The organism is Christiangramia oceanisediminis, from assembly GCF_022570735.2.
Lineage (GTDB): Bacteria > Bacteroidota > Bacteroidia > Flavobacteriales > Flavobacteriaceae > Christiangramia > Christiangramia oceanisediminis.
Window position 1 is genome coordinate 427,557 of record NZ_JANCNS010000002.1, and the last position, 23,304, is coordinate 450,860.

A 23,304-nucleotide genomic window follows, 5' to 3' on the forward strand; every position below is an offset into this window, starting at 1 on the left:
ATACTTAATACTAATTTCTAAGGGGCTTCCCATTCTTCAACATATGCTGAAGTCTTTCCAGGGTTTTTCTCTCTCCGGTAAGTGATAGGAAGGCTTCTCGTTCCAGTTCTAATAGATATTGTTCACTTACCTTCTGATTTTCTGAAAGGTCACCACCGGCCATTACATAAGCCAGTTTATTGGCGATCTTCTTATCGTGTTCGCTGATATAGTTACCGGCAGCCATCTGGTCTGTTCCCACAAGAAAGGCTCCTAATGCCTGTTTACCCAGAACTTTGATATCGGTTCGTTCAATAGGTCTGGTATATCCATTCTCTGCCATTAGCAATGCATGCTTCTTAGCGATTGCCAGTTGCATATCTGGATTTACCACCACGATGTCTTTTCCTTTCTGAAGGAGGTTCAGGTCATACGCCTCGTGTGCTGAAGTGGAAACCTTCGCCATTCCAATAGTCAGGAAGTGTTCTCTTAGTCGGTTTAACTCTACATCGTCTTTCTGGAAAGTATCGGCGGCTCTAAGGGTCATTTCCTTGGTTCCACCTCCTCCGGGGATCACACCAACACCAAATTCTACTAAGCCAATGTAAGTTTCAGCTGCGGCTACAACTTTATCTGCGTGTAGGGAAAGCTCACATCCACCACCAAGTGTCATGGCATGTGGTGCTGAAACTGTTGGAATAGAGGAGTAGCGCATTCTCATCATCGTGTCCTGGAAATACTTGATCGCCATATTCAGCTCATCGTATTCCTGTTCCACAGCCATCATAAAGATCATCCCGATATTGGCTCCAACCGAGAAGTTCTTACCATCATTGGCAACAACCAGTCCCTGGTAATCTTTTTCAGCAATATCGATAGCTTTATTGATCCCATCTAATACATCACCACCAATGGAATTCATCTTACTTCTGAATTCAACATTAAGGATGCCATCTCCAAGATCTTCAACGACTACGCCGCTATTCTTGAATACTTCTTTCGATTCCCTGATATTGTCCAGGATGATAAATGCATCCTGCCCGGGAACTTTAGTCTGTTTTTTATCCTGAATATCGTAATAGTAGGTGTTCCCTTCCTTAACGGTATAAAAACTGTCATTACCGCTTTCGAGCATTTCATTCACCCAGGAAGCCGGCTCGTAACCTTCTTCCTTCATCATATCAATACCTTTCTGAACCCCGATCGCATCCCAGATCTGGAACGGACCATGTTCCCAGCCGAAGCCGGCTTTCATGGCATCATCTATCTTATATAGCTCATCTGAAATTTCCGGAATACGATTCGAAACATAAGCGAATAATGCCGAGAAGGTCTTTCTGTAGAATTCTCCGGCCTGGTCATCTCCGTTTACCAGAACTTCAAAGCGATCTACCACGTTATCGATAGATTTGGTTTGCTCAAGAGTTGCGAACGAAGCGCTTTTTTTATCCCGGTATTCCATGGTATCCAGGTCAAGGGATTTGATCTCGCTGGAACCGTCATCTTTTTTGATCTTCTTATAAAAACCCTGTCCGGTTTTGCTTCCGTACCATTCATTTTCCATCATGGTTTCGATGAAATCTGGCAATTTGAACAGTTCATGCTGTTCATCATTGGGAACATTCTCATAAAGACCATTAGCGACATGTACCAGAGTATCCAGGCCAACAACGTCTACGGTTCTAAAGGTTGCCGACTTCTGGCGACCTATCACCGGGCCAGTTAGTTTATCAACTTCCTCGATGGTCATTCCCATATCCTTTACCATATGAAAAAGGCTCATGATTGAGAAAATACCAATTCTATTACCAATAAAGGCAGGAGTATCTTTAGCAAGAACTGTTTTCTTCCCAAGGTATTTGCTACCATACATTTCAAGGAATTCAAGAACCTCTTTTGAAGTTTCCTTTCCAGGAATGATCTCGAATAATCTTAAATATCTTGGAGGATTAAAGAAGTGAGTTCCGCAGAAATGCTTTTTGAAGTCATCGCTTCTTCCATCGGTCATGAAGTTGATAGGGATCCCGGACGTATTTGTAGTGATCAAAGTTCCCGGTTTTCTGTGCTTTTCAAGATTTTCAAAAACCTGCTTTTTAATATCAAGTTTCTCAACAACTACTTCAATGATCCAGTCTGCTTCCGAGACTTTATGGATATCATCTTCCAGGTTACCGGTCTCGATCCTGTTCACAAAATCCTTATGATAGATAGGAGAGGGTTTCGATTTTACCGAATCCTGAAGAGAATCGTTCACGATCCTGTTGCGAACTACCTTATCGTCAAGGCTTAGTCCTTTTTTCTTTTCCTTTTCGTTCAGTTCTCGCGGAACGATATCGAGCAGTAGCACTTCCACGCCTATGTTGGCGAAATGACAAGCGATACCACTACCCATGATTCCGGATCCGATAACTGCAACTTTATTAATCCTTCTTTTCATTTGTTGGTTTTTATTGTTTAATGGTCCCGTGATCTTCAGAGAACCTTGATTTTTATCTTATTTTAATTTCTTCGGTATAGATCTTCTTTTCAGTGATCAAATCCATAATGGTATTGGCCACTTCTATAAAGGTCTTTAAGTCATCCTCTGAAACCGATTCTTTTACGGCTTCATCAAATCTAAGTACCACACGGCGTGAATAATCACGCATTTCCTTTCCAAATTCGGTTAAGTAAATCAGCACGCTGCGACCATCATGAGGATTCTTCTTCCGGATGATCAGTCCTTTTTCCTCCATGGTTTTAAGCATTCTAGATAAGCTGGTCGCTTCCATTCCCATTTTGGGGCCAAGCGAAGTAGATGGGGTTCCTTCTTCGGGATCTATACTTAATAGGGCAAAACCAGTGGCCATAGTACTACCGGCTTTTCCCGCTTCTTCATTATACATTTTTGAGACGGCCATCCAGGTAGCCCTCAATACATAATCTATAGTTTTTTCTTTCATTTCTAATTTGAATGCACCCAAATTTAGAAAAAAATATTATGCATGCATAATAAAATAATTTAAAATTTTCATATTTCTGAATTTATATGCTCTAAAAATGTTAAAACAAAAAAACTCCTCGTTGCGGGAGGAGTTTTTTCTATCAATCTGTCAATGCTTTATTTAGAACCTGCCGTATAGCTCCTCATAAAGTTCCTGGTATCTGTCTCTAATATTCCTGCGTTTCAGTTTCATGGTAGGAGTAAGGTGCTCATCTTCAATAGACCAAACGTCCGGTGTGAGTGCAAAGGTTTTCACCCGTTCCCATTTTCCGAATTTTTGATTATAGAATTCGATCTCTTCCTCAATTCGATCCTTCACTACAGAATTGTTTGCAATGCTTGCATTGCTGCCGTCACCCAGGTCAATATTTTTTCGTTTAGCCCATTCCTGGATAAATTCGAAATTTGGCTGAATTAAAGCTGCTGGCATTTTTTCACCATCTCCAACTACCATGATCTGCTCGATGAATCTCGATTGCTTCATGATATTTTCTATTAACTGAGGGGCCACATATTTACCACCTGAAGTTTTGAACATTTCTTTTTTTCTGTCGGTGATCTTAAGGAAACCATCTGAGTCTACTTCTCCAATATCCCCTGTATGAAAGAATCCATCCTTATCCAGAACTTCATCGGTCTTTTCAGGTTCCTTAAAATATCCTTTCATCACGTTTGGACCTTTGGTAAGTATCTCCCCATCATCAGCGATTTTCACTTCTACATTGTCAAGCACCTTTCCAACGGTTCCGATCCTGAATCCATGATTACGCTGGTCATTTACGGCGATAACGGGAGAGGTTTCAGTTAAACCGTATCCTTCCATCACGGGGATATTGGCCGCGGCAAAAACCCGGGCAAGTCTGGGTTGCAGGGCTGCACTTCCTGAAACGATGAGTTCAATATTACCTCCAAGACCTTCTTTCCATTTGGAGAAAATTAGTTTTCGAGCAATGGCTAAACGCTGTTCATACCACCAGCCGTTAGCTCCGTAAGGTTCGTACTCCAGGCCAAGTTCGATCGCCCAGTAAAATAGTTTCTGCTTAATTCCACCCAGGTCTGAACCTTTGGCAACGATCTTATCATATACTTTTTCGAGCAATCGAGGCACCGCTGTGATCACGTGTGGTTTTACTTCTTTCAGGTTATCGCTGATCTTATCTATAGATTCCGCGAAATAGACTGAAACCGAATAATACTGGTAAAGGTACAGGATCATTCGTTCGAAAATATGGCATACCGGGAGAAAGCTTAAAGCTACATAAGATCCCACTTCAAAGGGAACACGTGGTGCACTGCCCAGCACATTACTAACGATATTTTCATGAGTTAACATAACTCCTTTAGGACGTCCCGTTGTCCCGGAAGTATAGATAAGAGTGGCCAGGTCATCTGGCTTCACTGATTTCTTCAATTGTTCAACTTCGTCCTGGTTGGCCTTGTCTTCACCTAATTTGAGGACTTCCTGCCAGTTCTTACAGGATTTAATATCATCAAAGCTATAAACCTCCTTGAGTTTGGTGCGTTCTTTTATACTATTTACTTTATCAAGCACCTCCTTATCTGAAACAAAGCAGTAAATAGCCTCACTATGATTAATCACATATTCATAATCCTCTTCAGAAATAGTTGGATATACAGGGACATTTTGAGCACCAATCTGTAAAACTCCAATATCAAGAACATTCCATTCGGTTCTGTTAGAAGTAGAGATCACAGCGATCTTATCATTAGGTTTTACACCTAACTTTAAAAGCCCCCTACTAACCGTATTTGCCTGGTCTATATATTTTTGAGTTGAAATGCTTTTCCATTCGCCATTATATTTAGTGGCGAAGGCTTCTTTGAGAGGATGATTATCGAGTTGATAATATGGGAAGTCAAAGAGTCTTTTAATTTCGTTCATCGAAGTTAGTCGTTTATGATATTCCTTGCAAAATAGCAATTTTAATAGCTGATTCAAATGAAATTTTACAAAATTACATTTGTAAGATTAGGAATTTTGCAATTGCTTATCATTTTCTAAACTAAAAGCCAGTGGTTTATTATAAAATATTTTAAAATTACCGGCCTAAGGTTAAATTCATTCTAAACGACTGGTTTTATTCGCCTTTGCCCTAACTGGTTCTTATCTTATATTCTAAATCAAAAAAAATAGTTATGAAAAGTTTGAATTTAATGTTGTTCATCATGGCCTTAACATTGATTGGTTGCGGTCCAAGAGTGAACACAAGTCAGCCAACCGAGGTTAATCTGGGCAAATATGATAGTTTCGCCTACTTGCCAAATACCAATGCTGAGGTAGAGAACCGTAATTATAACGATGAAGAAGTTAATGCAACCATAGTAGATGTCATCAATAAGAATCTCAAGCAGGAAGGTTATGCCCTGGATAGAGAAAATCCAGATCTTCTAGTTCTTGTTAGTACCAAAGTTGATCAGGAAGTGGCCAGAGACGTAGATCCTGCTTATGCTACCTATCCATATACCACCGGAGTAACGGCCGTTAACTCTTATTACGAACCGTATTATTACTATGGCTATACCAATTACAATAGTGTAGTAGGATATAATACCGATACTTATTCTTATGAAGAAGGTACGCTAGTGGTACAGCTGGTAGACAGCGAGACTAAAAATACCGTTTGGAGAGGTGTAGCTTCTAATGATATCTATAACCAAACCACTGTAGGTGGGATCCAGGATATGGTAAATGATATTTTCAAGGAATATCCTCTAAATAAATAATCTTGAAGTATATAATTGAAAAAGGAGCTTTTCAGCTCCTTTTTTTATTTATTCTCTAACCACTTTCTTGCGTTGACAAATCCTTCCAACCAGGGTGAAACTTCATCTTTTCTGTTTTTAGGGTAGTGGGCCCAGTTCCACTGGAAAGTAGATCGCTCCAGGTGAGGCATCATTACCAGGTGTCTTCCCGTATCATCAGTTAGTACCGCCGTGTTGTAGTGAGATCCATTCGGGTTTGCAGGATATCCTTCATAACCATATTTCCCAACGATATTGTATTTCTCCTCTTCATATGGGAAACTGAATTTACCTTCACCATGAGCAGCCCAGATACCCAGCTTACTTCCGGCCAGGCTAGATAGCATCACCGAATTGTTTTCCTGTATTTCAACCGAAGTAAAATTACATTCGAACTTATGGGATTCGTTATGAAGCATTTTTGGCTTTTGCTCGTGATCTGGATTGATCAATCCAAGTTCTATGAATAGCTGGCAGCCATTACAAACTCCTAATGAAAGCGTGTCTTCCCGAGCGAAGAAATTGTCCAGCGCCTGTTTTGCCTTCTCATTATAGAGAAAAGCACCGGCCCAACCCTTGGCGCTTCCCAGAACGTCTGAATTTGAGAATCCACCCACGGTAGCAATGAATCTAATGTCTTCTAAGGTTTCTCTTCCAGAGATCAGGTCGGTCATATGAACATCCTTCACATCAAAACCTGCAAGATACATGGCACGTGCCATTTCTCTTTCAGAATTTGATCCCTTTTCGCGGATGATGGCTGCCTTGATCCTTGGTTTTGAAGGGTCAAGTTTTGGCAGTTTTCCTGTGAAATGTTCTGGAAACTTAAATTCCAGAGGCTGTTCTTTATAATTATGGTAACGCTCGGTAGCCTTATCTATACCGCTTTGCTTTTCGTCCAGCAGGAATGAGGTTTTGTACCAGGTATCCCGTAATTCAGGAATATTGAAGCTAAGATCGGCACCTGCGTTCCTGATTTTTAGATTTTTGCCTGAAATTACCTTCCCGATATTAAAGAACTCAATTCCTTTTTCCTTCAGAATCTCTTCAACTGAAGCATCTTTTGCCTGGAAGATGAGTCCGCAATTTTCATTGAAAAGGAGTTTTACGATATCTTTTTCATTCAAAGCTGAAAGATCCAGGTCTGCAGCCAGATCGTTATCGGCGAAGCACATTTCCAGTAAACTGGTGATCAACCCGCCTGAAGCGATATCATGACCGGCAAGGATGAGATCTTTTTTAATAAGCTCCTGAACGCTATTGAAAGCTTCAGCGAATTTTTTATCGTCCTGAATGGTTGGAACTACGTTTCCTATTTTATTCAGGATCTGGGCCAATGAAGAACCTCCCAGTTTAAAGGAATCCTGAGAAAGGTTAATATAGTAGATATCTCCACCATTTTTCTGAAGAACCGGCTCTACAACCTTCGTAATATCATTACAATGTCCGGCAGCTGAAATGATCACCGTTCCCGGAGAGATCACCTGACCATCCTTATATTTCTGTTTCATGGAAAGCGAATCCTTCCCGGTTGGAACATTAATTCCCAGAGATATCGCGAAATTAGAAACTCCTTCAACCGCTTCGTACAACCTGGCGTCTTCTCCTTCGTTGTTACATGGCCACATCCAGTTAGCTGAAAGCGAGATAGACTTTAAACCTTTTTCCAGGGGAGCCCATATGATATTGGACAATGATTCAGCAATAGAATTTCTGGAACCGGCAACAGGATCTACTAGGGCTGAAACAGGGGAGTGGCCTATTGAAGTAGCTACACCTTCCTTGCCTTTATAATCCAGTGCCATGACACCACAGTTATTAAGTGGCAGCTGTAATGGACCGGCAGTTTGCTGCTTGGCTACCCTTCCAGATACACAACGGTCTACTTTGTTTGTCAACCAGTCTTTACAGGCCACTGCTTCGAGTTGTAAAAGCTGCTCAAGGTATTCATGAACTTTCGCGGTTGAATAATCTACCTCTTCATAATTCCTTTTAACCGTTTTATCGGTCATAACCGTTTTAGGTGAACTTCCAAACATATCAGAGAGTTCCAGGTCCATAGGTTTCTGACCAGATTTTTCTCCTTCAAAGGTAAACCGGTGGTCACCCGTTACATCACCAACTTCATACATGGGAGAGCGTTCGCGATCAGCCACTCTTTTCAACCTGGCGATTTCGGCTTCTCCTATCACAAGACCCATTCGTTCCTGGGATTCGTTCCCGATGATCTCTTTTGCTGAAAGGGTTGGATCGCCAACAGGCAAGGCATCCAGGTCAATTTTTCCACCTTTTTCCTCTACCAGCTCACTCAGGCAGTTCAGATGTCCGCCCGCCCCGTGATCATGAATGGAAACAATTGGATTTTCATCGCTTTCTACCATCCCGCGAACGGCATTGGCAGCACGTTTTTGCATTTCCGGGTTTGAACGCTGAATAGCATTCAATTCGATCCCACTGCTGAATTCTCCGGTATCAGCCGAAGATACTGCAGCACCTCCCATTCCAATCCGGTAATTTTCACCACCCAGCACCACTATCTTATCGCCTTTATTCGGAACATCTTTCAAGGCCTGGTTTTCTTTTCCATATCCAATTCCACCCGCAAGCATGATCACCTTGTCATAACCCAGCATTCGGTCATGTTCGGAATGTTCAAAGGTTAGAACAGATCCTGAGATCAGCGGCTGCCCGAATTTATTTCCGAAATCAGAAGCTCCGTTGGAAGCTTTGATAAGGATATCCATTGGAGTCTGGTATAACCAGTCCCGTTCTTTCATTCCGTTTTCCCACTTCCTGTCCTTCTCCAGTCGGGAGTAGGAGGTCATATAAACCGCAGTTCCGGCGAGTGGGAGGGAACCTTTTCCTCCTGCAAGCCTGTCCCGAATCTCTCCTCCGCTTCCGGTAGCCGCGCCATTAAATGGTTCTACGGTAGTTGGAAAATTATGTGTTTCGGCTTTTAAGGAAATCACCGAATCAAAATCCTTTACCTGGTAATATTCCGGAACATCGGGAGCCTTTGGCGCGAATTGTTCCACTTTCGGACCCTTGATGAAGGCTACGTTATCCTTATAGGCCGAAACGATTTCATTTGGATTTTCTTCTGAAGTCTTCCTGATCAGCTTAAAAAGAGATACCGGTTTTTCCTCGCCATCGATCACAAATGTACCATTGAAGATCTTGTGGCGGCAATGCTCTGAATTTACCTGCGAGAATCCAAATACTTCCGAATCGGTTAACTTTCTACCCAGTTTTTTAGATAGATCTTCAAGATAAGTTACCTCTTCAGCATTCAATGCCAGGCCTTCCTGTTGATTGAATGCTTCGATATCCTCCACTTCGATGATGGGAGCCGGATTGATATGTATATCAAATATGTCCTGGTTTAGGCTTTCATATTTTTGAGAGAGCATAGGGTCGAAATCATGAAAATGCTCATCTACCCTTAGGAACTCCTCAATTCGAATAATGCCATGAATTCCCATATTCTGGGTGATCTCAACAGCATTGGTACTCCAGGGAGTGATCATGGCCGCACGTGGACCAACAAAAAAATCTGCCAGCGCAGATTTATTGATTTGTTGAGTATTCCCGAAAAGCCAGTTTAATTTTGAAATTTCCAGAGCAGAAAGCTCGGAGTGAGTTTCTACTGCAAAAACCTTAGTGGTTTGATTCCCGAAGAAAAGGATCATATGTTGTTTTTGTGTTGTTTTTTAAAGGGACAAATTTAAGATTTTTCTCGAGGAGTTTAAATATTTTAAGAAAGTAAAATTCCTATTTATTGCATTAATGATTATCTTAATAGTATCATTCTAAATTCATCAATCATGTTATTCAAATTAAACATCAATCCGCTATTGGGAGTACTACTGGTTTTTAGCCTGTATTCCTGTGAACTAATTGGAGATCTTGAATCTACCAGCGTCGTACAGATGAAGGTTAACCATTACCAGGTAACCGGCTTTGGCCCGTTCCCGCAACTTGTCTATCTAATCCAGGAGGGCGATGAAATAGGAGGGGAAGACTGGTCTTATTTCTATGATCCCATTGAGGGATTTGAATATGAACCAGGTTATATTTATAGCCTAAGGGTTAGGAAGGTGAAAGTTGCAGATCCGCCACAGGATGCTTCTGGATTTTTATATATTCTGGTCAATCAGAGGTCTAAAGAAAAGGTTCCTGACACCGAGGTCTTTGATGTAAAAATCAAATGGGATGGCACCAGTTTTATCACCAACCGGGAAAACACCATGTATCTTCATGATCGATATAAAATAGACTGCAGAAGCATGTGCCCAGATTTGCAGGAACAACTAGAGACCCGTGAAGAGGTGACCGCAAGTTTTTTACATGGACCTAATGGAGACCTGTTGCTTCAATCCATCCAATAAAATCCTGTAAAATAGTTTATTGATTCCTTTCCAGCAGAGCTATGTAAAATCCATCATAACCACTTTCATGGGAGAGGATCTTTTTCTCTTTTTTCAACTGAAATTGTGAACCTTCTTCTGTTTTTAAAAATAACTGAACCTGTTTTTCATTTTCTGAAGGCAGGATCGAACAGGTTGCATAAACCATTTTACCACCTTTTTTAACGATCCTGGAATATTTCTGAAGGATTTCAATTTGAGTTTTCCTTATAGAATCAAGAAATTCAGGCTGCAGCTTCCATTTAGCATCTGGATTCCTGCTAAGAACTCCTAAACCGCTGCATGGAGCATCGATCAAAACACGGTCTGCCGTATCGTATAATTTTTTGATCACCTTGGTAGAATCAATACTGCGGGTATCAATATTATGGGCTCCGGCTCTTTTAGCTCTTCGCTTTAATTCCTTCAATTTATTTCCGTAGATATCAAGGGCAATGATCTGTCCCTTGTTCTCCATAAGGGCTGCAAGATGCAGACTTTTTCCACCGGCGCCGGCACAGGTGTCCACAACTCTCATCCCGGGTTTTACATCCAGAAATTCAGCTACGCGCTGGGAACTTGCATCCTGCACTTCGAAAAAACCTTCTTTAAAGGCCTGTGTTCTGAAGATATTAGCCCGTTCCTTTAATTCCAGGGCTTCTGGATAATTTCTGAGATTCGAGGTTTCAATGCCTTCTTCTTCCAGCTTAGCGGCGAGTTCAGAAGGTTTGATCTTCAGGGTATTTGTACGAACCACAACAGGAGCCTGAACATTAAGCGCCTTTAATTCCTGGGTCCATTTCGTTTCACCGAGTTCCTGCACCCCAAGTTCGTCCAGCCAGTCTGGAATAGATTCCCGATATTTACGAATTCGGCTTAGTTCATCGAATTTACCTTTAATCCTACGCACCGGGGTACCTTCAAATTGTGGCCAATCAGGTAATTTAAGCCCTCTTAAAACACACCAAACAGCGAAGATCCTGAAAAGATCTTCACGGGAAAAAGGTTCTTTTACATCAGCGATCTCGGCATATAACCTTTTCCACCTAACAATATCGTAGGTGGTTTCGGCAATAAAACTCCTGTCTCGAGAACCCCATCGTTTGTCACGTTTAAGGGTTTTCTCGATAACCTTATCGGCATATTCTCCATTATTAAAGATCTCATTGAGGGCATCAACAGTTGCAAAAACCAGGTTTCTATGTAGGCGCATAAATTTGCTTTAAAGCGGCAAAGTTACGTTTTTTTGAATGGGATTAATTTATATTTGGCCAAAATCCAGTTTATGAAAAGACTTTATTTTCTGCTTGTTTTAGGTATTCTTTCATGTAAAAATGATGCCGATAAAAATGTTGAAGCCGAACCTACTTATTTTGGATCGGTAAAGACCGAAGTGATCCTGGAGGATGATTCCTTAAGTGTGAGGGCTATCGAAGTGATTGGGAATAACCTCGCTTTTGCCGGTAGTAACGGGGTCTATGGATTGTACAATTCCTCTAACGGCCAGTGGAAAACCAGTGTTCAGAATTTTGACAGTATTACGCCTGAATTCAGGGCAGTTGCGAGCACTGCCAATGATTTCTTTATGTTGAGCGTAGGAAATCCGGGATTGTTATTTAAAACCGGAAATTCTGGCAATATGGAACTCGTCTATAAAGAAGAAAACGAAAAAGTGTTCTATGATGCGATGGCATTCTGGAACGATCAGGAAGGAATTGCTATGGGTGATCCTACAGAGACCTGCATTTCCATTCTTGTTACTCGTGATGGTGGTTCCAGCTGGAGTAAGCTGGATTGTGAATCCCTGCCCCAGGCTGCAGAAGGAGAGGCGGCTTTTGCCGCCAGTAACTCCAATATTTCCATTGTTGGTGATAAAACCTGGATTCTTACCGGAGGAACTAAGTCGAGAATTCTCTATTCTCCTGATAAAGCCAGAACATGGAAAGTCTATGACACTCCACTTTTACAGGGAAAGCCTACCACCGGAGGATACAGCATGGACTTTTACGATGAAAATACAGGGATCATAATTGGTGGCGATTATACCAATCCAGAGGGTAATTATGGAAATAAAGCCATCACCACAGATGGTGGAAAAACATGGGAACTTGTGGCTGAAGGCAAGGAGCCCGGTTACAGAAGCAGCGTTCGATATGTTCCAAATTCTGGTGGAAAAGAGGTTGTAGCTGTTGGATTTAAAGGGATCAATTACTCTAAGGACGGAGGCGAAAACTGGGAAAAGCTTTCAGATGACGGATTTTACACATTGAGATTTCTTAATGATACCACGGCCTACGCAGCCGGTAAAGGCAGGATCGCAAAACTAAACTTCTATAAAAACGAATAATCCGGCAAAAGAATTGCCGGATTATTAACTACTAACTAACCAAAAAACTAAAAATGAATAGCAAGGCTATTCACTGCTATTAGAATCTTTATTTTCCTTTTTGGAACGATATTCTTTAATTAACTTTTTATGGAATTCACCTTCCAGTTTATGAAGTTTGATGATATCCTTGGCCGAAATGATCTCCTTAAGATCCCGGAACAATTGTTTTTTTATCTGGTATTCTTCATTTTCAACATTTAGAAATTCTTCAAGGAGTCTGTTGGCTTCCTGTTCACTGATGCATTCAACATTCTCAACATCAACATGCTCACGCCTATGAAGCTCTCTCCTTGATTTTTCATACTTGTTGTAGATTGGCCAGAACTTTTCAGCAACTTTATTGGTAAAGTTCATTTCCTGAGTAAAAAAGGCCACCTTCAGTGCTTTTATGCGTTCCCACCGATCAGAATCGGTCTCCTGCGCCATCAGGTTCGAGCTGGCGAAAAGAACGAATAGTATTAATATAGCTTTTTTCATCATCTATTCTAGTATATAGGTAGGATCTTCCAGATTTTCATCCAAATAATCCAGAGCGTCCTGTGTACTTACATTTTCAAAGTCTGAATCGTCAATAAGCGTACCATCCTCAGAAATAAATTCTGAATGGTCAAAAGTATTGAGATCTATATAGCCCATTTCATAGCCTTCATCAATGTAATTTTCCATTACAGAGATTTCGATATCATCCCATCCAAGTTCTTCGGTGGTTTCTACCTTATAAAAATTCCCAAGCATCAGGATAAATATAGCTGCAACAGCGGCTGCATAATACAAATATTCACTTCGGAAAAGGTTTATCACCCGGCCTTTTGGCTGTTGCCTTGATTTATCTAAGATGCGGGATTCCAAATCATCAAAATAGCCGGCAGGAACTTTAAATGGCCTTGCTGTATCAGGCAGTTCGAAAGAAGAATTTTCTTTCAATCTATCCATCATTCGGGCGTCAAAGCTCTCGAAATAATCTTCGGGAACCCTAAATCCAGATTTATCCTGATATTTTGAATTATTGGTTTTCATCAGTTATTTGACTAGTAATCTACTTAAAGGTTTAATTATTTTTTAAAAATTCTTCAATTTTTTTTACAGCATGGTGGTAGGAAGCCTTTAAAGCACCCTCGCTGGTTTCCAGAATTTCAGACATTTCCCGGTATTTTAGTTCTTCAAAATATTTCATATTGAAGACCTGTTGCTGTTTATCTGGCAGGGTAGCAATGGCTCTCTGTAATTTAAGTTGAATTTCAGTTCCTTCAAAATAAACATCACTTTCCAGATTATCGATGATCTGGTTCTGTAATTCTTCTGAAGAAATTTTCATGCGTTTGGCCTTCTTGTTAAGGAAGGTGATGGATTCATTGGTCGCAATCCTGTACATCCAACTGTATAGCTTGCTGTCACCTTTAAACTGATCGATGTTGCGGTAAATCTTTAAAAAAGTGTTCTGAAGAATATCATCGCTATCGTCATGATCTTTAGTAATTCCACGTATATGCCAGTAAAGCCTTTCTTTGTAGGTAGCAATTAGCTCCCTAAAAGCTTCTTCACATGTAGACTTATCCTGTAATCTACTTACAAACTGGTATTCGGAATTTTGCAAGATCCTGGCTTAATTAAATTTCCCTTAAAGCAGATGCAAAGGTAATTAATTGGTAATAGGTTAAAAAGACTAAATGTTATCGATTATCATGTAAGAAAAAATGCGCAATACAGGCCTTTTTGATCGATAAAAGGAATAAAAAGCATGATTAAATGTCAAATTTACTTGCTTAAAATGAATATAGTTGTATATTTAGCCCCAGAAATGATTTAATCTTTTTTTGCCCCAAAAAACGAATTGAATCGATTTATTTTCATTTGCCCCAAAGTGGAAATAAACTATGATAAAAAATGGATGATATTGCTATCATCCATTTTTTTATTCTTCTAAGTCAAGGTTTTTTAGTCAAAAGACTGCATTTCTACCAGTTTGCGATAGGTGCCGTCTGCTGCGATTAGGTCCTGGTGTTTTCCCTGTTCCACAATTTCTCCACGTTGCATGACCACTATATTATCGGCATTTTGAATGGTAGACAGCCTGTGAGCGATCACGATAGAGGTGCGGTTCTTCATCATGTTTTCCAGCGCCTTTTGAACGAGTTTTTCGCTTTCGGTATCCAGAGCTGATGTGGCTTCATCCAGGATCATAATGGGCGGATTTTTAAGAACGGCCCTCGCAATGGATAATCTTTGCTTCTGGCCACCGCTAAGTTTGTTTCCGCTATCACCAATATTGGTATCGAGCTGAAGCGGGAGTTCCTTCACGAATTCCCACGCATTCGCAATCTTTAGTGCTTCAACGATCTGTTCGTCTGTTGCATTGCTTTTTCCCAGCAGCACATTGTTGCGAATCGTATCGTTAAAAAGTATGGAATCCTGGGTTACCAGTCCCATAAGATCGCGAAGGGATGATTTTTTAATATTTTTAATATCGGTCCCATCAACTTTTATTCTTCCTTCATTCACATCATAAAACCTGGTGATAAGGTTGGCAATGGTAGATTTTCCTGATCCCGACTGACCTACCAGTGCTACCGTTTCTCCCTTCGGTACTTTTATACTAAAATGCTTTAGTACTTTTTCTTTTTCATAGCTGAAAGAGATATCCTCTATTTCGATTGCCGAATCAAATGAAGCTTTGTTAATCGCATCTGGATTGTCCTTGATATTGCTTTCGGTTTCAATGATCTCCAGGATTCTTTCGGCACTTGCATTTCCTTTTTGTATGCTGTAAGTGGCTTTAGAAATAGCCTTTGCGGGCGTAAGAATATTATAGGTAAGAACCAGAAAACCAATAAAGGTTGAAGCATCCATAGATTCTTCAATAAGAACCATATTTCCACCAAACCATAGAATTACAGTGATCACCACCACTCCCAGGAATTCGCTCATAGGGGAGGCGAGGTCCTGCCGGTGAAGGAGACCGTTCAGGATACTATTCAATTTTCCGGTACTATCATGAAATTTCTGGCGAAATCGGTCTTCAGCATTAAATCCCTTTATGATCTTCAGGCTGGATAGAGTTTCTTCCACCAGCGAAAGAAAATTGGCATTTTCCTGCTGTGCACTTGTAGATTTTGCTTTCAGCTTTTTTCCTATTGAAGAGATCAGTAGCCCTGCTATGGGTAGAAATATAAAAACGAATAAGGTTAACTTCGGGCTAATAGCGATCATCGCTGCAAGCGTAAAAATGAGCGTAAGAGGTTCTTTGATGAACATTTCCAGCATGCTGAGAAAAGAGGACTGGATTTCCTGGACATCACTGGTGATCCTGGAAATAAAGTCTCCCTTTCGCTTTTCTGAAAAGAATGAAATTGGCAGCTCAACTATTTTATCGTAGATCTTATTCCTGATATCCTTCAGCATACCATTCCGAAGGTTGGCAATAAAGAACATCGCCAGGTAATTGAACAGGTTCTTCAGGAAAAACAGAACGATGACGGCGAGACAAATGGTGATCAATGCCGAGATCTCGCCATATTCTTCCACTCTTTGGTTTAGAAAGTAATTGGCATAATTTCCTGCATAATCATCAAGATCTACCAGTTTACCGTTCCATTCCGGTTTTACGAAGATAGGTTCCTTTTCCTGGAAGAGCACCTGCAGCATCGGGATGAACGCCAGGAATGAAAGTGTGCTGAATATGGCATATAAAACATTGAATATGATGTTCAGGATCGCGAATCGCTTATATGGTTTCGCGAACTGAAGTATTTTCCGGAAATAACTCATTTAAATTTTGATTAGCCCAATTTTAATTCCTGTTTGATCCGGGCGATCTTCACACTTAGTTTCTGGTCTTCTTTAAAATAATCCTCGATAGTTGCCAACTCTGAATTAACACTGATGTAGAATTTGATCTTAGGCTCTGTCCCGCTGGGCCTTGCTGCTATTTTAGTGCCGTTCTCGGTGTAATAGATAAGCACGTTGGATTTTGGAATAGCTATCTTGTTTTCTGAATGATCCTGTATGTTCCTGGCTACAGAAGTTTTATAATCTTCGATAAGGATCACTTTCTCCCCATCGATCTCTTTCCAGGGGTTTTCGCGAAGGTCTATGAGCATTTGCTTGATCTCTTTCTCACCTTCGATACCTTTCTTTACCAGCGAAATGAGTTCTTCTTTATATAGGCCGTAATCTTTATAAAGTTCCAGCAACTTCTGGTAGAACGAACTGCCTTCTGATTTCATTTTAGCCGCGATCTCGCAAGCCAGCAGGGTAGAGGTTACCGCATCTTTGTCTCTCACAAAATCACCTACCATATAACCGAAGCTTTCCTCACCGCCACCAATGAAATCCAGTTCTGGATGATCTTTGATAAGTTTGGCGATCCATTTGAAGCCGGTAAGGACTTCCATGTATTTAACGCCGTAATCTTCCACTAAATTCTTAAGCATAGGTGTGGAAACGATGGTGGAGGCTACAAATTCCTTTCCTTTGATCCTGTCGTTTTTCTTCCATTGCTCCAGCAGGAACCAGGTCATTACCAGCATGGTTTGATTTCCATTAAGCAGGATCATTTTCCCGTTAAGGTCTCTTACCGCAACTCCTAATCGGTCACAGTCAGGATCGGTGCCAATAACGATATCTGAACCATTTTTATCGGCCAGTTCCAGCGCCATTTTCAAAGCTTCCGGCTCTTCCGGATTCGGGGATTCCACGGTGGGGAAATTTCCGTTTGGCTCTCGCTGTTCTTCCACAATGGCTACATTGCTAAAGCCTGCTTTTTCAAGAACTTCGGGAACCATGGTAATAGAAGTTCCATGCAGGGAAGTGAAGACAACTTTTAGGTTTTCCCTGGCCGAAGACGGAATGTCGAAACTCCCATTTTCTACCGAAGCCTTTGCGAAAGATTCGTCAACTTTCGAATCTATTTTTTCGATAAGTTCTTCTTTAGCCTTGAAATTGATCGCTTCATACTTCAGGTTGTTAATGGTTTCAACAAGCTCGGTATCCTGAGGCGGCACAAGCTGCCCGCCATCCTGCCAGTAAACCTTGTAACCGTTATACTCCGGTGGATTATGGCTGGCAGTAAGAACGATCCCGCAATGGCATCCAAGCTCCTTTACCGCGTATGAGAGCTCTGGTGTAGGCCTGAGTTCAGAAAACAAGAATACTTTGATCCCATTAGCTGAAAATACATCAGAAACCACCTTTGCCAGTTTTTGGCTATTATTCCTGCAATCATATGCAATGGCTACTTTAAGATCTTCATCAGGAAAAGACTTTTTAAGATAGTCTGAGAGGCCCTGAGTGTTTTTTCCAAGGGTGTATTTGTTGATCCGGTTGGTTCCAACTCCCATTACACCACGCATTCCGCCAGTTCCGAATTCAGCATTCTTGTAAAAACTTTCTTCTAATTCTTTCGGGTTCTCCTTGATGAGGCGGTTGATCTCATCTTTTGTTTCGGTATCGAATATATCGGTTAGCCATGACTTGGCCTTCTGAAGGATCTCAGGTTTAATAGTAGCCATAAAATTAATTTTTTGCTTAGCAAAAATAAGGATTAATCCTTTATTTGCCTTAAATATTGGGGGTGGTTTTCTTAATGAGGTAGCGATCTTTCTCTCTTTTTGACCTAAGGATGAGTTCACCTAAAAAGCCAGCCAGGAAAAATTGGGTACCAATTACCATTACCACCAGGGCGATATAGAACCATGGATTATTTACAACCAGAATATTGGGAATTCCATGATAGAGCTTGTACAATTTGGAAAGACCTATCCAGCCAGCGGTCACAAAACCAATGATGAACATGAGTACGCCAAGCGCGCCGAACAGGTGCATGGGACGTCTCCCAAACTTAGAAAGAAACCAAATGCTTATAAGGTCTAAAAAACCATAGATAAAGCGGTTTACTCCAAATTTGGTGGTTCCGTATTTACGGGCCTGGTGCTGAACTTCTTTTTCGGTTATCCTGTAATACCCGGCATTTTTAGCCAGTACCGGGATATATCGATGCATTTCACCGTAAACATCAATATTCTTGATCACTTCCTTTTTGTAAGCCTTTAATCCGCAGTTGAAATCATGAAGTTTCACACCGGAAGTTTTTCTGGCGGCAGCATTAAAGACTTTAGAAGGAAGATTTTTGGTGATTACATTATCGTAACGCTTTTTTTTCCAGCCCGAAACCAGGTCATATTTTTGATTTACGATCATGTTGTATAATTCCGGGATCTCTTCGGGATTATCCTGAAGATCGGCATCCATAGTGATCACCACATCTCCCTGTGCCTGCAAAAAGCCGGCGTGGAGAGCCTGTGATTTTCCGTAATTTCGGTTGAACCTGATTCCCTTTACCCGATCATCATTTTTAGCCAGAGCCTCTATGGTTTCCCAGGAGCCATCAGTACTTCCGTCGTCTATGAAAAGGATCTCATAAGAAAAGGAATTGGATCGCAGTACTTTTGCGATCCAATTATATAATTCTACCAGAGATTGTTCCTCGTTTAGTAAAGGTATTACAACCGATATTTGCATTTATTAAGCGTTTGTAGTGTCTTTTTCACGAATTACCAGGGCAACGATCAAACCTATTACAGCATACATAATTAGTTGAAAGGCATAACCTTTTAACTGATTGATCGCTGAATACTGGTTTTCATCCTGCATTGTTTGTAAGGCTTCGTTGATCTGTGATTCCGGCGCGCCGAAGCTTTCCATCATTTTTCTTGATGTTTCTATCGTAAGTTCGGTAAGGGTTTCAGCGGCCTGAGGATCAATTACATTGAAAAGGATGATGTTAAATACCAGGGAAATAAAAGTTCCTATTACTATAGTGAGAAAATAGGTGCCAAAAGCATTTTTAAAGCTAAAAAGGCTGCTGCTCAATTTTTTTGCCTTGCTGGTTGCCATGGCAGCCAGGACAATACCAAAGGTTATTAATCCTATGCCAAACCACCATTTGGTGAATAAAGAAAGATCGAATGCATAGGCAAGAGCAAGGATAACTACGAAAGAAATACCAAGGTATAGTCCGTAACTGGTTGCTAATTTTTTGGAGGATTGTTCCATCAGGATTGAAGTTTTTGGTTGTTTTAGTAGTTAGTTAACAAATATAGGAAATCGTTACATCTAAATTCAACAAAAAGTTTTTGGAAAAATATTTGCAGTTCGAGAGTTAATACTTAAATTTGCATCTCGAAAATTATAAAGATCAAAGCGATGAAGCAGGGAATCCATCCGGAAAATTATAGATTAGTAGCTTTTAAAGATATGTCTAACGAAGACGTATTTATCACAAAGTCTACTGCAAAGACAAAAGAAACTATTGAAGTTGACGGAACTGAGTACCCGTTGGTAAAACTGGAAATTTCCAGAACTTCTCACCCATATTACACTGGTCAGACCAAACTGGTTGATAGTGCGGGACGAATCGATAAGTTCAAGAACAAATACGCAAAATTCAAGAAAAAGTAATTTTTCCTGTTTAATAATATATCCTAAGCCGCTATTCAGCGGCTTTTTTTGATTTCTTTCACTTTATAGTAGACAGGAACTTTTAATTTTGACAAAAATCAACGCACGATGAATTATATTCTTTTCGACGGACCTTCACGGAACGACCTACTTCCTTTTACATTTACCAGGCCTGTTGCCGATATCAGGATCGGGATATTGAGCATCAGGGAAAAATGGGAAAAGATTCTTGGGGTTCAAACTTCTACCCAAACCCAGGAATATCTTTCCGGCAAATGGCCGCTGAAACTTCAGGAAAAGAATATTTTTATCAATGCTTCGGTTCTACCAGCTTCAGAATTCATTCAGAAAGTAAGGGATCTAAAGGAAGGTGAGAAGTTAACCTGGAATGGTCTATTGCTTGCTTATTTTCAGAATTCAGAAAATTCAGCAGAAACAGATAGTCTCAAAGAGATCAAAGTTGAGACAGATCTTATACACATCGCCAACACCTGGGATATTTTCTCCAGGAATGATGAAGCTCTGAAAATGGATTTTGAGCTGCTGACCAAAGGCCGAAAATCCAAGGAAATTCACCCTTCTAATTATACGAAGGCTGCTGAAAATATCTTCATTGAAGAAGGCGCCGAGGTTGAAAACTGTTCGCTGAATGCTTCATCTGGTCCCATTTATATTGGTAAAAATGCGCTGGTGATGGAAGGTTCTTCTTTTAGAGGTCCTGTTGCGATCTGTGATAATGCCGTGGTGAAGATGGGCGCTAAGATTTATGGAGCTACTACCATCGGCCCTTTTTGCAAGGCAGGGGGTGAGATCAATAATTCGGTGATGTTCCAGAACAGCAGCAAAGGCCATGACGGTTTTCTAGGTAATTCGGTTCTGGGAGAATGGTGTAACCTGGGAGCCGATACCAATAATTCCAATTTGAAGAACAACTATGCCGAAGTGAGGATCTGGAATTATGAGACCGAGCGTTTTGCCAGAACCGGACTTCAGTTTTGCGGGCTGATCATGGGTGATCATAGTAAATGCGGGATCAATACCATGTTTAATACCGGTACCGTGGTAGGCGTAAGTGCAAATATCTTCGGAAGCGGCTTTCCAAGGAATTTTATTCCTAGTTTTAGCTGGGGAGGAAGTGCCGGAACTTCAACTTACAAACTTGAGAAGGTCTACGAAACAGCAGAATTAGTCCTGAAAAGGAGGAATACAGATTTTACTGAAGAGGATAAAGATATCCTTAAGCATGTCTTCGAGCAAACTTCTAAATGGAGAAGAGACTAGGATAAAAAGTAGTAAGCTAAACTGCCAATAAAGGTGAAAATAATACCGGTTATCAAGAGCACCCTGTAATTCTTTTTGCGGTGAGCCTCGATAATGCTTTGCTGAAATTGTTCCAGGTCCTGCTCGGTAAGCTTGCTTCGCTGTAAAATCCCTTTAAAACTGTTCCCGGAATTAGTCCCGGGTGATGTGGTGAGTGCTGGCTGGCGCTTGGTGCTCGTATGGCCTAAAATGGCGCCTTTGGTATTCCCGGAATTCATGACAATATTTTTAAAAAAGGATAGGGAATATACGAAAAAATCCGGAAAAATTAAGCAAGGCCCTAAGCCTGAGATTGCTATTGTTTTCAAAGCATTTTAAAGAACCATATTTAGTTGGTATCTTTGCAGCCCATTTTTGGAATGGGAAATTTAGATGATGGTTTATGGAAGCTAAAAAAGTTGCATTTTATACCCTGGGTTGTAAGCTCAATTTCTCCGAGACTTCTACCATAGCAAGAAACTTCGAAGATGACGGATTTCAGAGAGTGGAATTCACTGAAAAGGCCGATATCTACGTGATCAACACCTGTTCGGTTACCGAGAACGCCGATAAACGTTTCAAAACGATCGTAAAACAGGCGCAAAAGGCTAATGAAAATGCATTTCTTATCGCAGTAGGTTGCTACGCCCAGCTAAAACCCGAAGAACTGGCGGAAGTAAATGGGGTAGACCTTGTTCTGGGTGCCACTGAAAAATTTAAGGTAACCGATTACCTGAATGACCTTACCAAAAACGACTTCGGGGAAGTGCACTCCTGCGAGATCAATGAAGCCGATTTTTATGTAGGTTCTTATTCCATTGGGGATCGAACACGGGCTTTTTTGAAGGTACAGGATGGCTGCGACTATAAGTGTACCTATTGTACGATTCCCCTGGCACGCGGGATATCCCGAAGTGACAAACTGGAAAATGTACTGAAGAACGCCGCTCAAATTTCGGAACAGGGAATCAAAGAGATCGTTCTTACCGGTGTAAATATTGGAGATTACGGGAAAGGAGAGTTTGGCAATAAAAAGCACGAGCATACCTTTTTAGACCTGGTTAAGTCTCTGGATGAAGTGGAAGGAATCGAACGTCTACGAATCTCATCAATAGAGCCAAATTTGTTGAAAAATGAAACCATCGATTTTGTTTCCAGGAGTCGGACTTTTGTACCTCATTTTCATATTCCTCTTCAAAGTGGAAGCGATGAGATCTTGAAATTGATGCGAAGACGGTACATGAGCGATCTTTATGTAGACCGCGTTAATAGGATCAGGGAAGTAATGCCCGATGCCTGTATAGGTGTTGATGTGATCGTAGGATTTCCCGGCGAGACCGATGAGCATTTCCTGGAAACCTATAATTTCCTGAACGAGCTTGATATTTCATATCTACACGTTTTTACTTATTCTGAAAGAGATAATACTCCGGCTGCTGAAATGGATGGAGTGGTGCCTTTGAAGGTTCGTAAAAAAAGAAGTAAGATGTTACGTGGTCTTTCCGCCAAGAAAAGAAGGGCCTTTTATGAAAATCAGTTAGGGAAAACCGGAACAGTGCTTTTTGAGGGAGAGAATAAGGAAGGCTATATCCACGGCTTTACCGAAAATTATGTGAAAGTGAAAGCGCCCTGGAACCCTAACAAGGTGAATACCCTGCAAAAGATAAGGCTTACCGAGATCGATGATGACGGTATGGTGAGATTTGAAGAGCTTCCGGAGCCTGTTGCTGTTTAGATATTGATCCCAACCGGCAGAAGGTCTTTGTACTTGCGGCGATTCCTTCTCATAAACCCTGCTATTTCGGGGCTGGTTGGAACAACTCTGGTGTTTCGTTCCTTTATCTCAGAAAGGACGGCCTTGATAAAATCTTCCTGCCGATCTTCGGTATTTTCAGGCATTATTATTTTGGTGAGGAAAATTTTTCGGTCCTGCTGAGAATATTCGATTGTTGCGAGTTCCTCGTTGATCCGCGTTTCAAACTGCCTCAAAAACTCATTATCGGTAATTATTAGGTCCTCATTACTCATAT

20 protein-coding genes are annotated in these 23,304 nt (G+C 40.9%); 6 read left to right on the forward strand and 14 right to left on the reverse strand.

The features are described from left to right. Positions 1-10: 10 nt before the first annotated feature. The 3 genes from MKO06_RS09235 to MKO06_RS09245 form a co-directional block, all read right to left on the reverse strand. On the reverse strand, positions 11-2,416 hold the full coding sequence (locus tag MKO06_RS09235) for a 3-hydroxyacyl-CoA dehydrogenase/enoyl-CoA hydratase family protein (RefSeq protein ID WP_241551894.1): 2,406 nt from the start codon (positions 2,414-2,416) through the stop codon (positions 11-13). A gap of 52 nt (positions 2,417-2,468) precedes the next feature. Then, positions 2,469-2,921, reverse strand: coding sequence for a MarR family winged helix-turn-helix transcriptional regulator (locus tag MKO06_RS09240; RefSeq protein ID WP_241551895.1), 453 nt, complete (start codon positions 2,919-2,921; stop codon positions 2,469-2,471). 162 nt (positions 2,922-3,083) lie between these two features. Beyond that, a complete protein-coding gene (locus tag MKO06_RS09245) occupies positions 3,084-4,865 on the reverse strand; it encodes an AMP-dependent synthetase/ligase (RefSeq protein ID WP_241551896.1) in 1,782 nt (593 codons plus the stop codon). 254 nt (positions 4,866-5,119) lie between these two features. Here MKO06_RS09245 and MKO06_RS09250 point away from each other — a divergent pair, with 254 nt between their 5' ends. Continuing rightward, the gene (locus tag MKO06_RS09250; protein WP_241551897.1) at positions 5,120-5,707 is read left to right on the forward strand and encodes a DUF4136 domain-containing protein; all 588 of its coding nucleotides are present in this window, start codon (positions 5,120-5,122) and stop codon (positions 5,705-5,707) included. A 44-nt stretch (positions 5,708-5,751) separates the two neighbouring features. Here MKO06_RS09250 and purL read toward each other — a convergent pair whose 3' ends face one another. Then, positions 5,752-9,414, reverse strand: a complete 3,663-nt coding sequence (gene purL, locus MKO06_RS09255; protein ID WP_241551898.1) for a phosphoribosylformylglycinamidine synthase — start codon at positions 9,412-9,414, stop codon at positions 5,752-5,754. A gap of 135 nt (positions 9,415-9,549) precedes the next feature. Between purL and MKO06_RS09260 the strand changes: the two genes are divergently transcribed. Continuing rightward, the gene (locus MKO06_RS09260) at positions 9,550-10,113 is read left to right on the forward strand and encodes a DUF4377 domain-containing protein (protein WP_241551899.1); all 564 of its coding nucleotides are present in this window, start codon (positions 9,550-9,552) and stop codon (positions 10,111-10,113) included. Between the two features lie 16 nt (positions 10,114-10,129). On the opposite strand, the gene MKO06_RS09265 is transcribed toward MKO06_RS09260, so the two are convergent. Next, positions 10,130-11,344 (reverse strand): RsmB/NOP family class I SAM-dependent RNA methyltransferase, encoded by a 1,215-nt coding sequence (locus MKO06_RS09265; RefSeq protein WP_241551900.1) that lies wholly within the window; start codon positions 11,342-11,344, stop codon positions 10,130-10,132. Positions 11,345-11,416: 72 nt separating this feature from the next. Here MKO06_RS09265 and MKO06_RS09270 point away from each other — a divergent pair, with 72 nt between their 5' ends. Then, positions 11,417-12,478 carry a WD40/YVTN/BNR-like repeat-containing protein gene (locus MKO06_RS09270; protein WP_241551901.1) on the forward strand — a complete coding sequence of 354 codons (1,062 nt, stop codon included), beginning with the start codon at positions 11,417-11,419 and terminating at the stop codon, positions 12,476-12,478. A 66-nt stretch (positions 12,479-12,544) separates the two neighbouring features. Here MKO06_RS09270 and MKO06_RS09275 read toward each other — a convergent pair whose 3' ends face one another. The 7 genes from MKO06_RS09275 to MKO06_RS09305 form a co-directional block, all read right to left on the reverse strand. After that, the gene (locus MKO06_RS09275; protein WP_241551902.1) at positions 12,545-13,000 is read right to left on the reverse strand and encodes a hypothetical protein; all 456 of its coding nucleotides are present in this window, start codon (positions 12,998-13,000) and stop codon (positions 12,545-12,547) included. Beyond that, positions 13,001-13,537: a hypothetical protein gene (locus tag MKO06_RS09280; RefSeq protein WP_241551903.1), complete on the reverse strand. Its 537-nt coding sequence runs from the start codon at positions 13,535-13,537 to the stop codon at positions 13,001-13,003. It abuts the gene before it with no gap. A 31-nt stretch (positions 13,538-13,568) separates the two neighbouring features. After that, entirely contained in the window at positions 13,569-14,114 is a 546-nt protein-coding gene (locus MKO06_RS09285; protein WP_241551904.1) for an RNA polymerase sigma factor, read from the reverse strand. A gap of 341 nt (positions 14,115-14,455) precedes the next feature. Continuing rightward, complete coding sequence (locus MKO06_RS09290) at positions 14,456-16,285, reverse strand: ABC transporter ATP-binding protein (RefSeq protein WP_241551905.1); 1,830 nt, start codon at positions 16,283-16,285, stop codon at positions 14,456-14,458. A gap of 11 nt (positions 16,286-16,296) precedes the next feature. Continuing rightward, positions 16,297-18,027, reverse strand: a complete 1,731-nt coding sequence (locus tag MKO06_RS09295) for a phospho-sugar mutase (protein WP_241551906.1) — start codon at positions 18,025-18,027, stop codon at positions 16,297-16,299. A 49-nt stretch (positions 18,028-18,076) separates the two neighbouring features. Then, a complete protein-coding gene (locus MKO06_RS09300) occupies positions 18,077-19,036 on the reverse strand; it encodes a glycosyltransferase family 2 protein (RefSeq protein WP_241551907.1) in 960 nt (319 codons plus the stop codon). Between the two features lie 3 nt (positions 19,037-19,039). Further along, positions 19,040-19,570: a DUF4199 domain-containing protein gene (locus tag MKO06_RS09305; protein ID WP_241551908.1), complete on the reverse strand. Its 531-nt coding sequence runs from the start codon at positions 19,568-19,570 to the stop codon at positions 19,040-19,042. Positions 19,571-19,720: 150 nt separating this feature from the next. Here MKO06_RS09305 and MKO06_RS09310 point away from each other — a divergent pair, with 150 nt between their 5' ends. Together MKO06_RS09310 and MKO06_RS09315 are read left to right on the forward strand one after the other, a co-directional pair. Continuing rightward, positions 19,721-19,975 carry a type B 50S ribosomal protein L31 gene (locus MKO06_RS09310; RefSeq protein ID WP_072552382.1) on the forward strand — a complete coding sequence of 85 codons (255 nt, stop codon included), beginning with the start codon at positions 19,721-19,723 and terminating at the stop codon, positions 19,973-19,975. A gap of 108 nt (positions 19,976-20,083) precedes the next feature. After that, positions 20,084-21,256, forward strand: coding sequence for a GlmU family protein (locus MKO06_RS09315; protein WP_241551909.1), 1,173 nt, complete (start codon positions 20,084-20,086; stop codon positions 21,254-21,256). Here the strand turns inward: MKO06_RS09315 and MKO06_RS09320 are convergent. Further along, a complete protein-coding gene (locus MKO06_RS09320; protein ID WP_241551910.1) occupies positions 21,253-21,513 on the reverse strand; it encodes a hypothetical protein in 261 nt (86 codons plus the stop codon). The two genes, MKO06_RS09315 and MKO06_RS09320, sit on opposite strands and share 4 nt — an antisense overlap. Positions 21,514-21,677: 164 nt before the next feature. Between MKO06_RS09320 and mtaB the strand changes: the two genes are divergently transcribed. Further along, positions 21,678-23,009, forward strand: coding sequence for a tRNA (N(6)-L-threonylcarbamoyladenosine(37)-C(2))-methylthiotransferase MtaB (mtaB, locus tag MKO06_RS09325; RefSeq protein WP_241551911.1), 1,332 nt, complete (start codon positions 21,678-21,680; stop codon positions 23,007-23,009). On the opposite strand, the gene MKO06_RS09330 is transcribed toward mtaB, so the two are convergent. Next, entirely contained in the window at positions 23,006-23,302 is a 297-nt protein-coding gene (locus MKO06_RS09330) for an N-acetyltransferase (protein WP_241551912.1), read from the reverse strand. The two genes, mtaB and MKO06_RS09330, sit on opposite strands and share 4 nt — an antisense overlap. Positions 23,303-23,304 lie beyond the last annotated feature (2 nt).

What these genes read in the sequence shown, in the direction of transcription:
- purL (WP_241551898.1), bottom strand. Translation starts at nt 9,414, where the DNA reads ATGATCCTTTTCTTCGGGAATCAAACCACTAAGGTTTTTGCAGTAGAA.
- MKO06_RS09315 (WP_241551909.1), top strand. Translation starts at nt 20,084, where the DNA reads ATGAATTATATTCTTTTCGACGGACCTTCACGGAACGACCTACTTCCT.
- MKO06_RS09305 (WP_241551908.1), bottom strand. Translation starts at nt 19,570, where the DNA reads ATGGAACAATCCTCCAAAAAATTAGCAACCAGTTACGGACTATACCTT.
- MKO06_RS09280 (WP_241551903.1), bottom strand. Translation starts at nt 13,537, where the DNA reads ATGAAAACCAATAATTCAAAATATCAGGATAAATCTGGATTTAGGGTT.
- MKO06_RS09295 (WP_241551906.1), bottom strand. Translation starts at nt 18,027, where the DNA reads ATGGCTACTATTAAACCTGAGATCCTTCAGAAGGCCAAGTCATGGCTA.
- MKO06_RS09320 (WP_241551910.1), bottom strand. Translation starts at nt 21,513, where the DNA reads ATGAATTCCGGGAATACCAAAGGCGCCATTTTAGGCCATACGAGCACC.
- MKO06_RS09245 (WP_241551896.1), bottom strand. Translation starts at nt 4,865, where the DNA reads ATGAACGAAATTAAAAGACTCTTTGACTTCCCATATTATCAACTCGAT.
- mtaB (WP_241551911.1), top strand. Translation starts at nt 21,678, where the DNA reads ATGGAAGCTAAAAAAGTTGCATTTTATACCCTGGGTTGTAAGCTCAAT.
- MKO06_RS09235 (WP_241551894.1), bottom strand. Translation starts at nt 2,416, where the DNA reads ATGAAAAGAAGGATTAATAAAGTTGCAGTTATCGGATCCGGAATCATG.
- MKO06_RS09265 (WP_241551900.1), bottom strand. Translation starts at nt 11,344, where the DNA reads ATGCGCCTACATAGAAACCTGGTTTTTGCAACTGTTGATGCCCTCAAT.
- MKO06_RS09300 (WP_241551907.1), bottom strand. Translation starts at nt 19,036, where the DNA reads ATGCAAATATCGGTTGTAATACCTTTACTAAACGAGGAACAATCTCTG.
- MKO06_RS09250 (WP_241551897.1), top strand. Translation starts at nt 5,120, where the DNA reads ATGAAAAGTTTGAATTTAATGTTGTTCATCATGGCCTTAACATTGATT.
- MKO06_RS09240 (WP_241551895.1), bottom strand. Translation starts at nt 2,921, where the DNA reads ATGAAAGAAAAAACTATAGATTATGTATTGAGGGCTACCTGGATGGCC.
- MKO06_RS09330 (WP_241551912.1), bottom strand. Translation starts at nt 23,302, where the DNA reads ATGAGTAATGAGGACCTAATAATTACCGATAATGAGTTTTTGAGGCAG.
- MKO06_RS09290 (WP_241551905.1), bottom strand. Translation starts at nt 16,285, where the DNA reads ATGAGTTATTTCCGGAAAATACTTCAGTTCGCGAAACCATATAAGCGA.
- MKO06_RS09310 (WP_072552382.1), top strand. Translation starts at nt 19,721, where the DNA reads ATGAAGCAGGGAATCCATCCGGAAAATTATAGATTAGTAGCTTTTAAA.
- MKO06_RS09275 (WP_241551902.1), bottom strand. Translation starts at nt 13,000, where the DNA reads ATGATGAAAAAAGCTATATTAATACTATTCGTTCTTTTCGCCAGCTCG.
- MKO06_RS09270 (WP_241551901.1), top strand. Translation starts at nt 11,417, where the DNA reads ATGAAAAGACTTTATTTTCTGCTTGTTTTAGGTATTCTTTCATGTAAA.
- MKO06_RS09260 (WP_241551899.1), top strand. Translation starts at nt 9,550, where the DNA reads ATGTTATTCAAATTAAACATCAATCCGCTATTGGGAGTACTACTGGTT.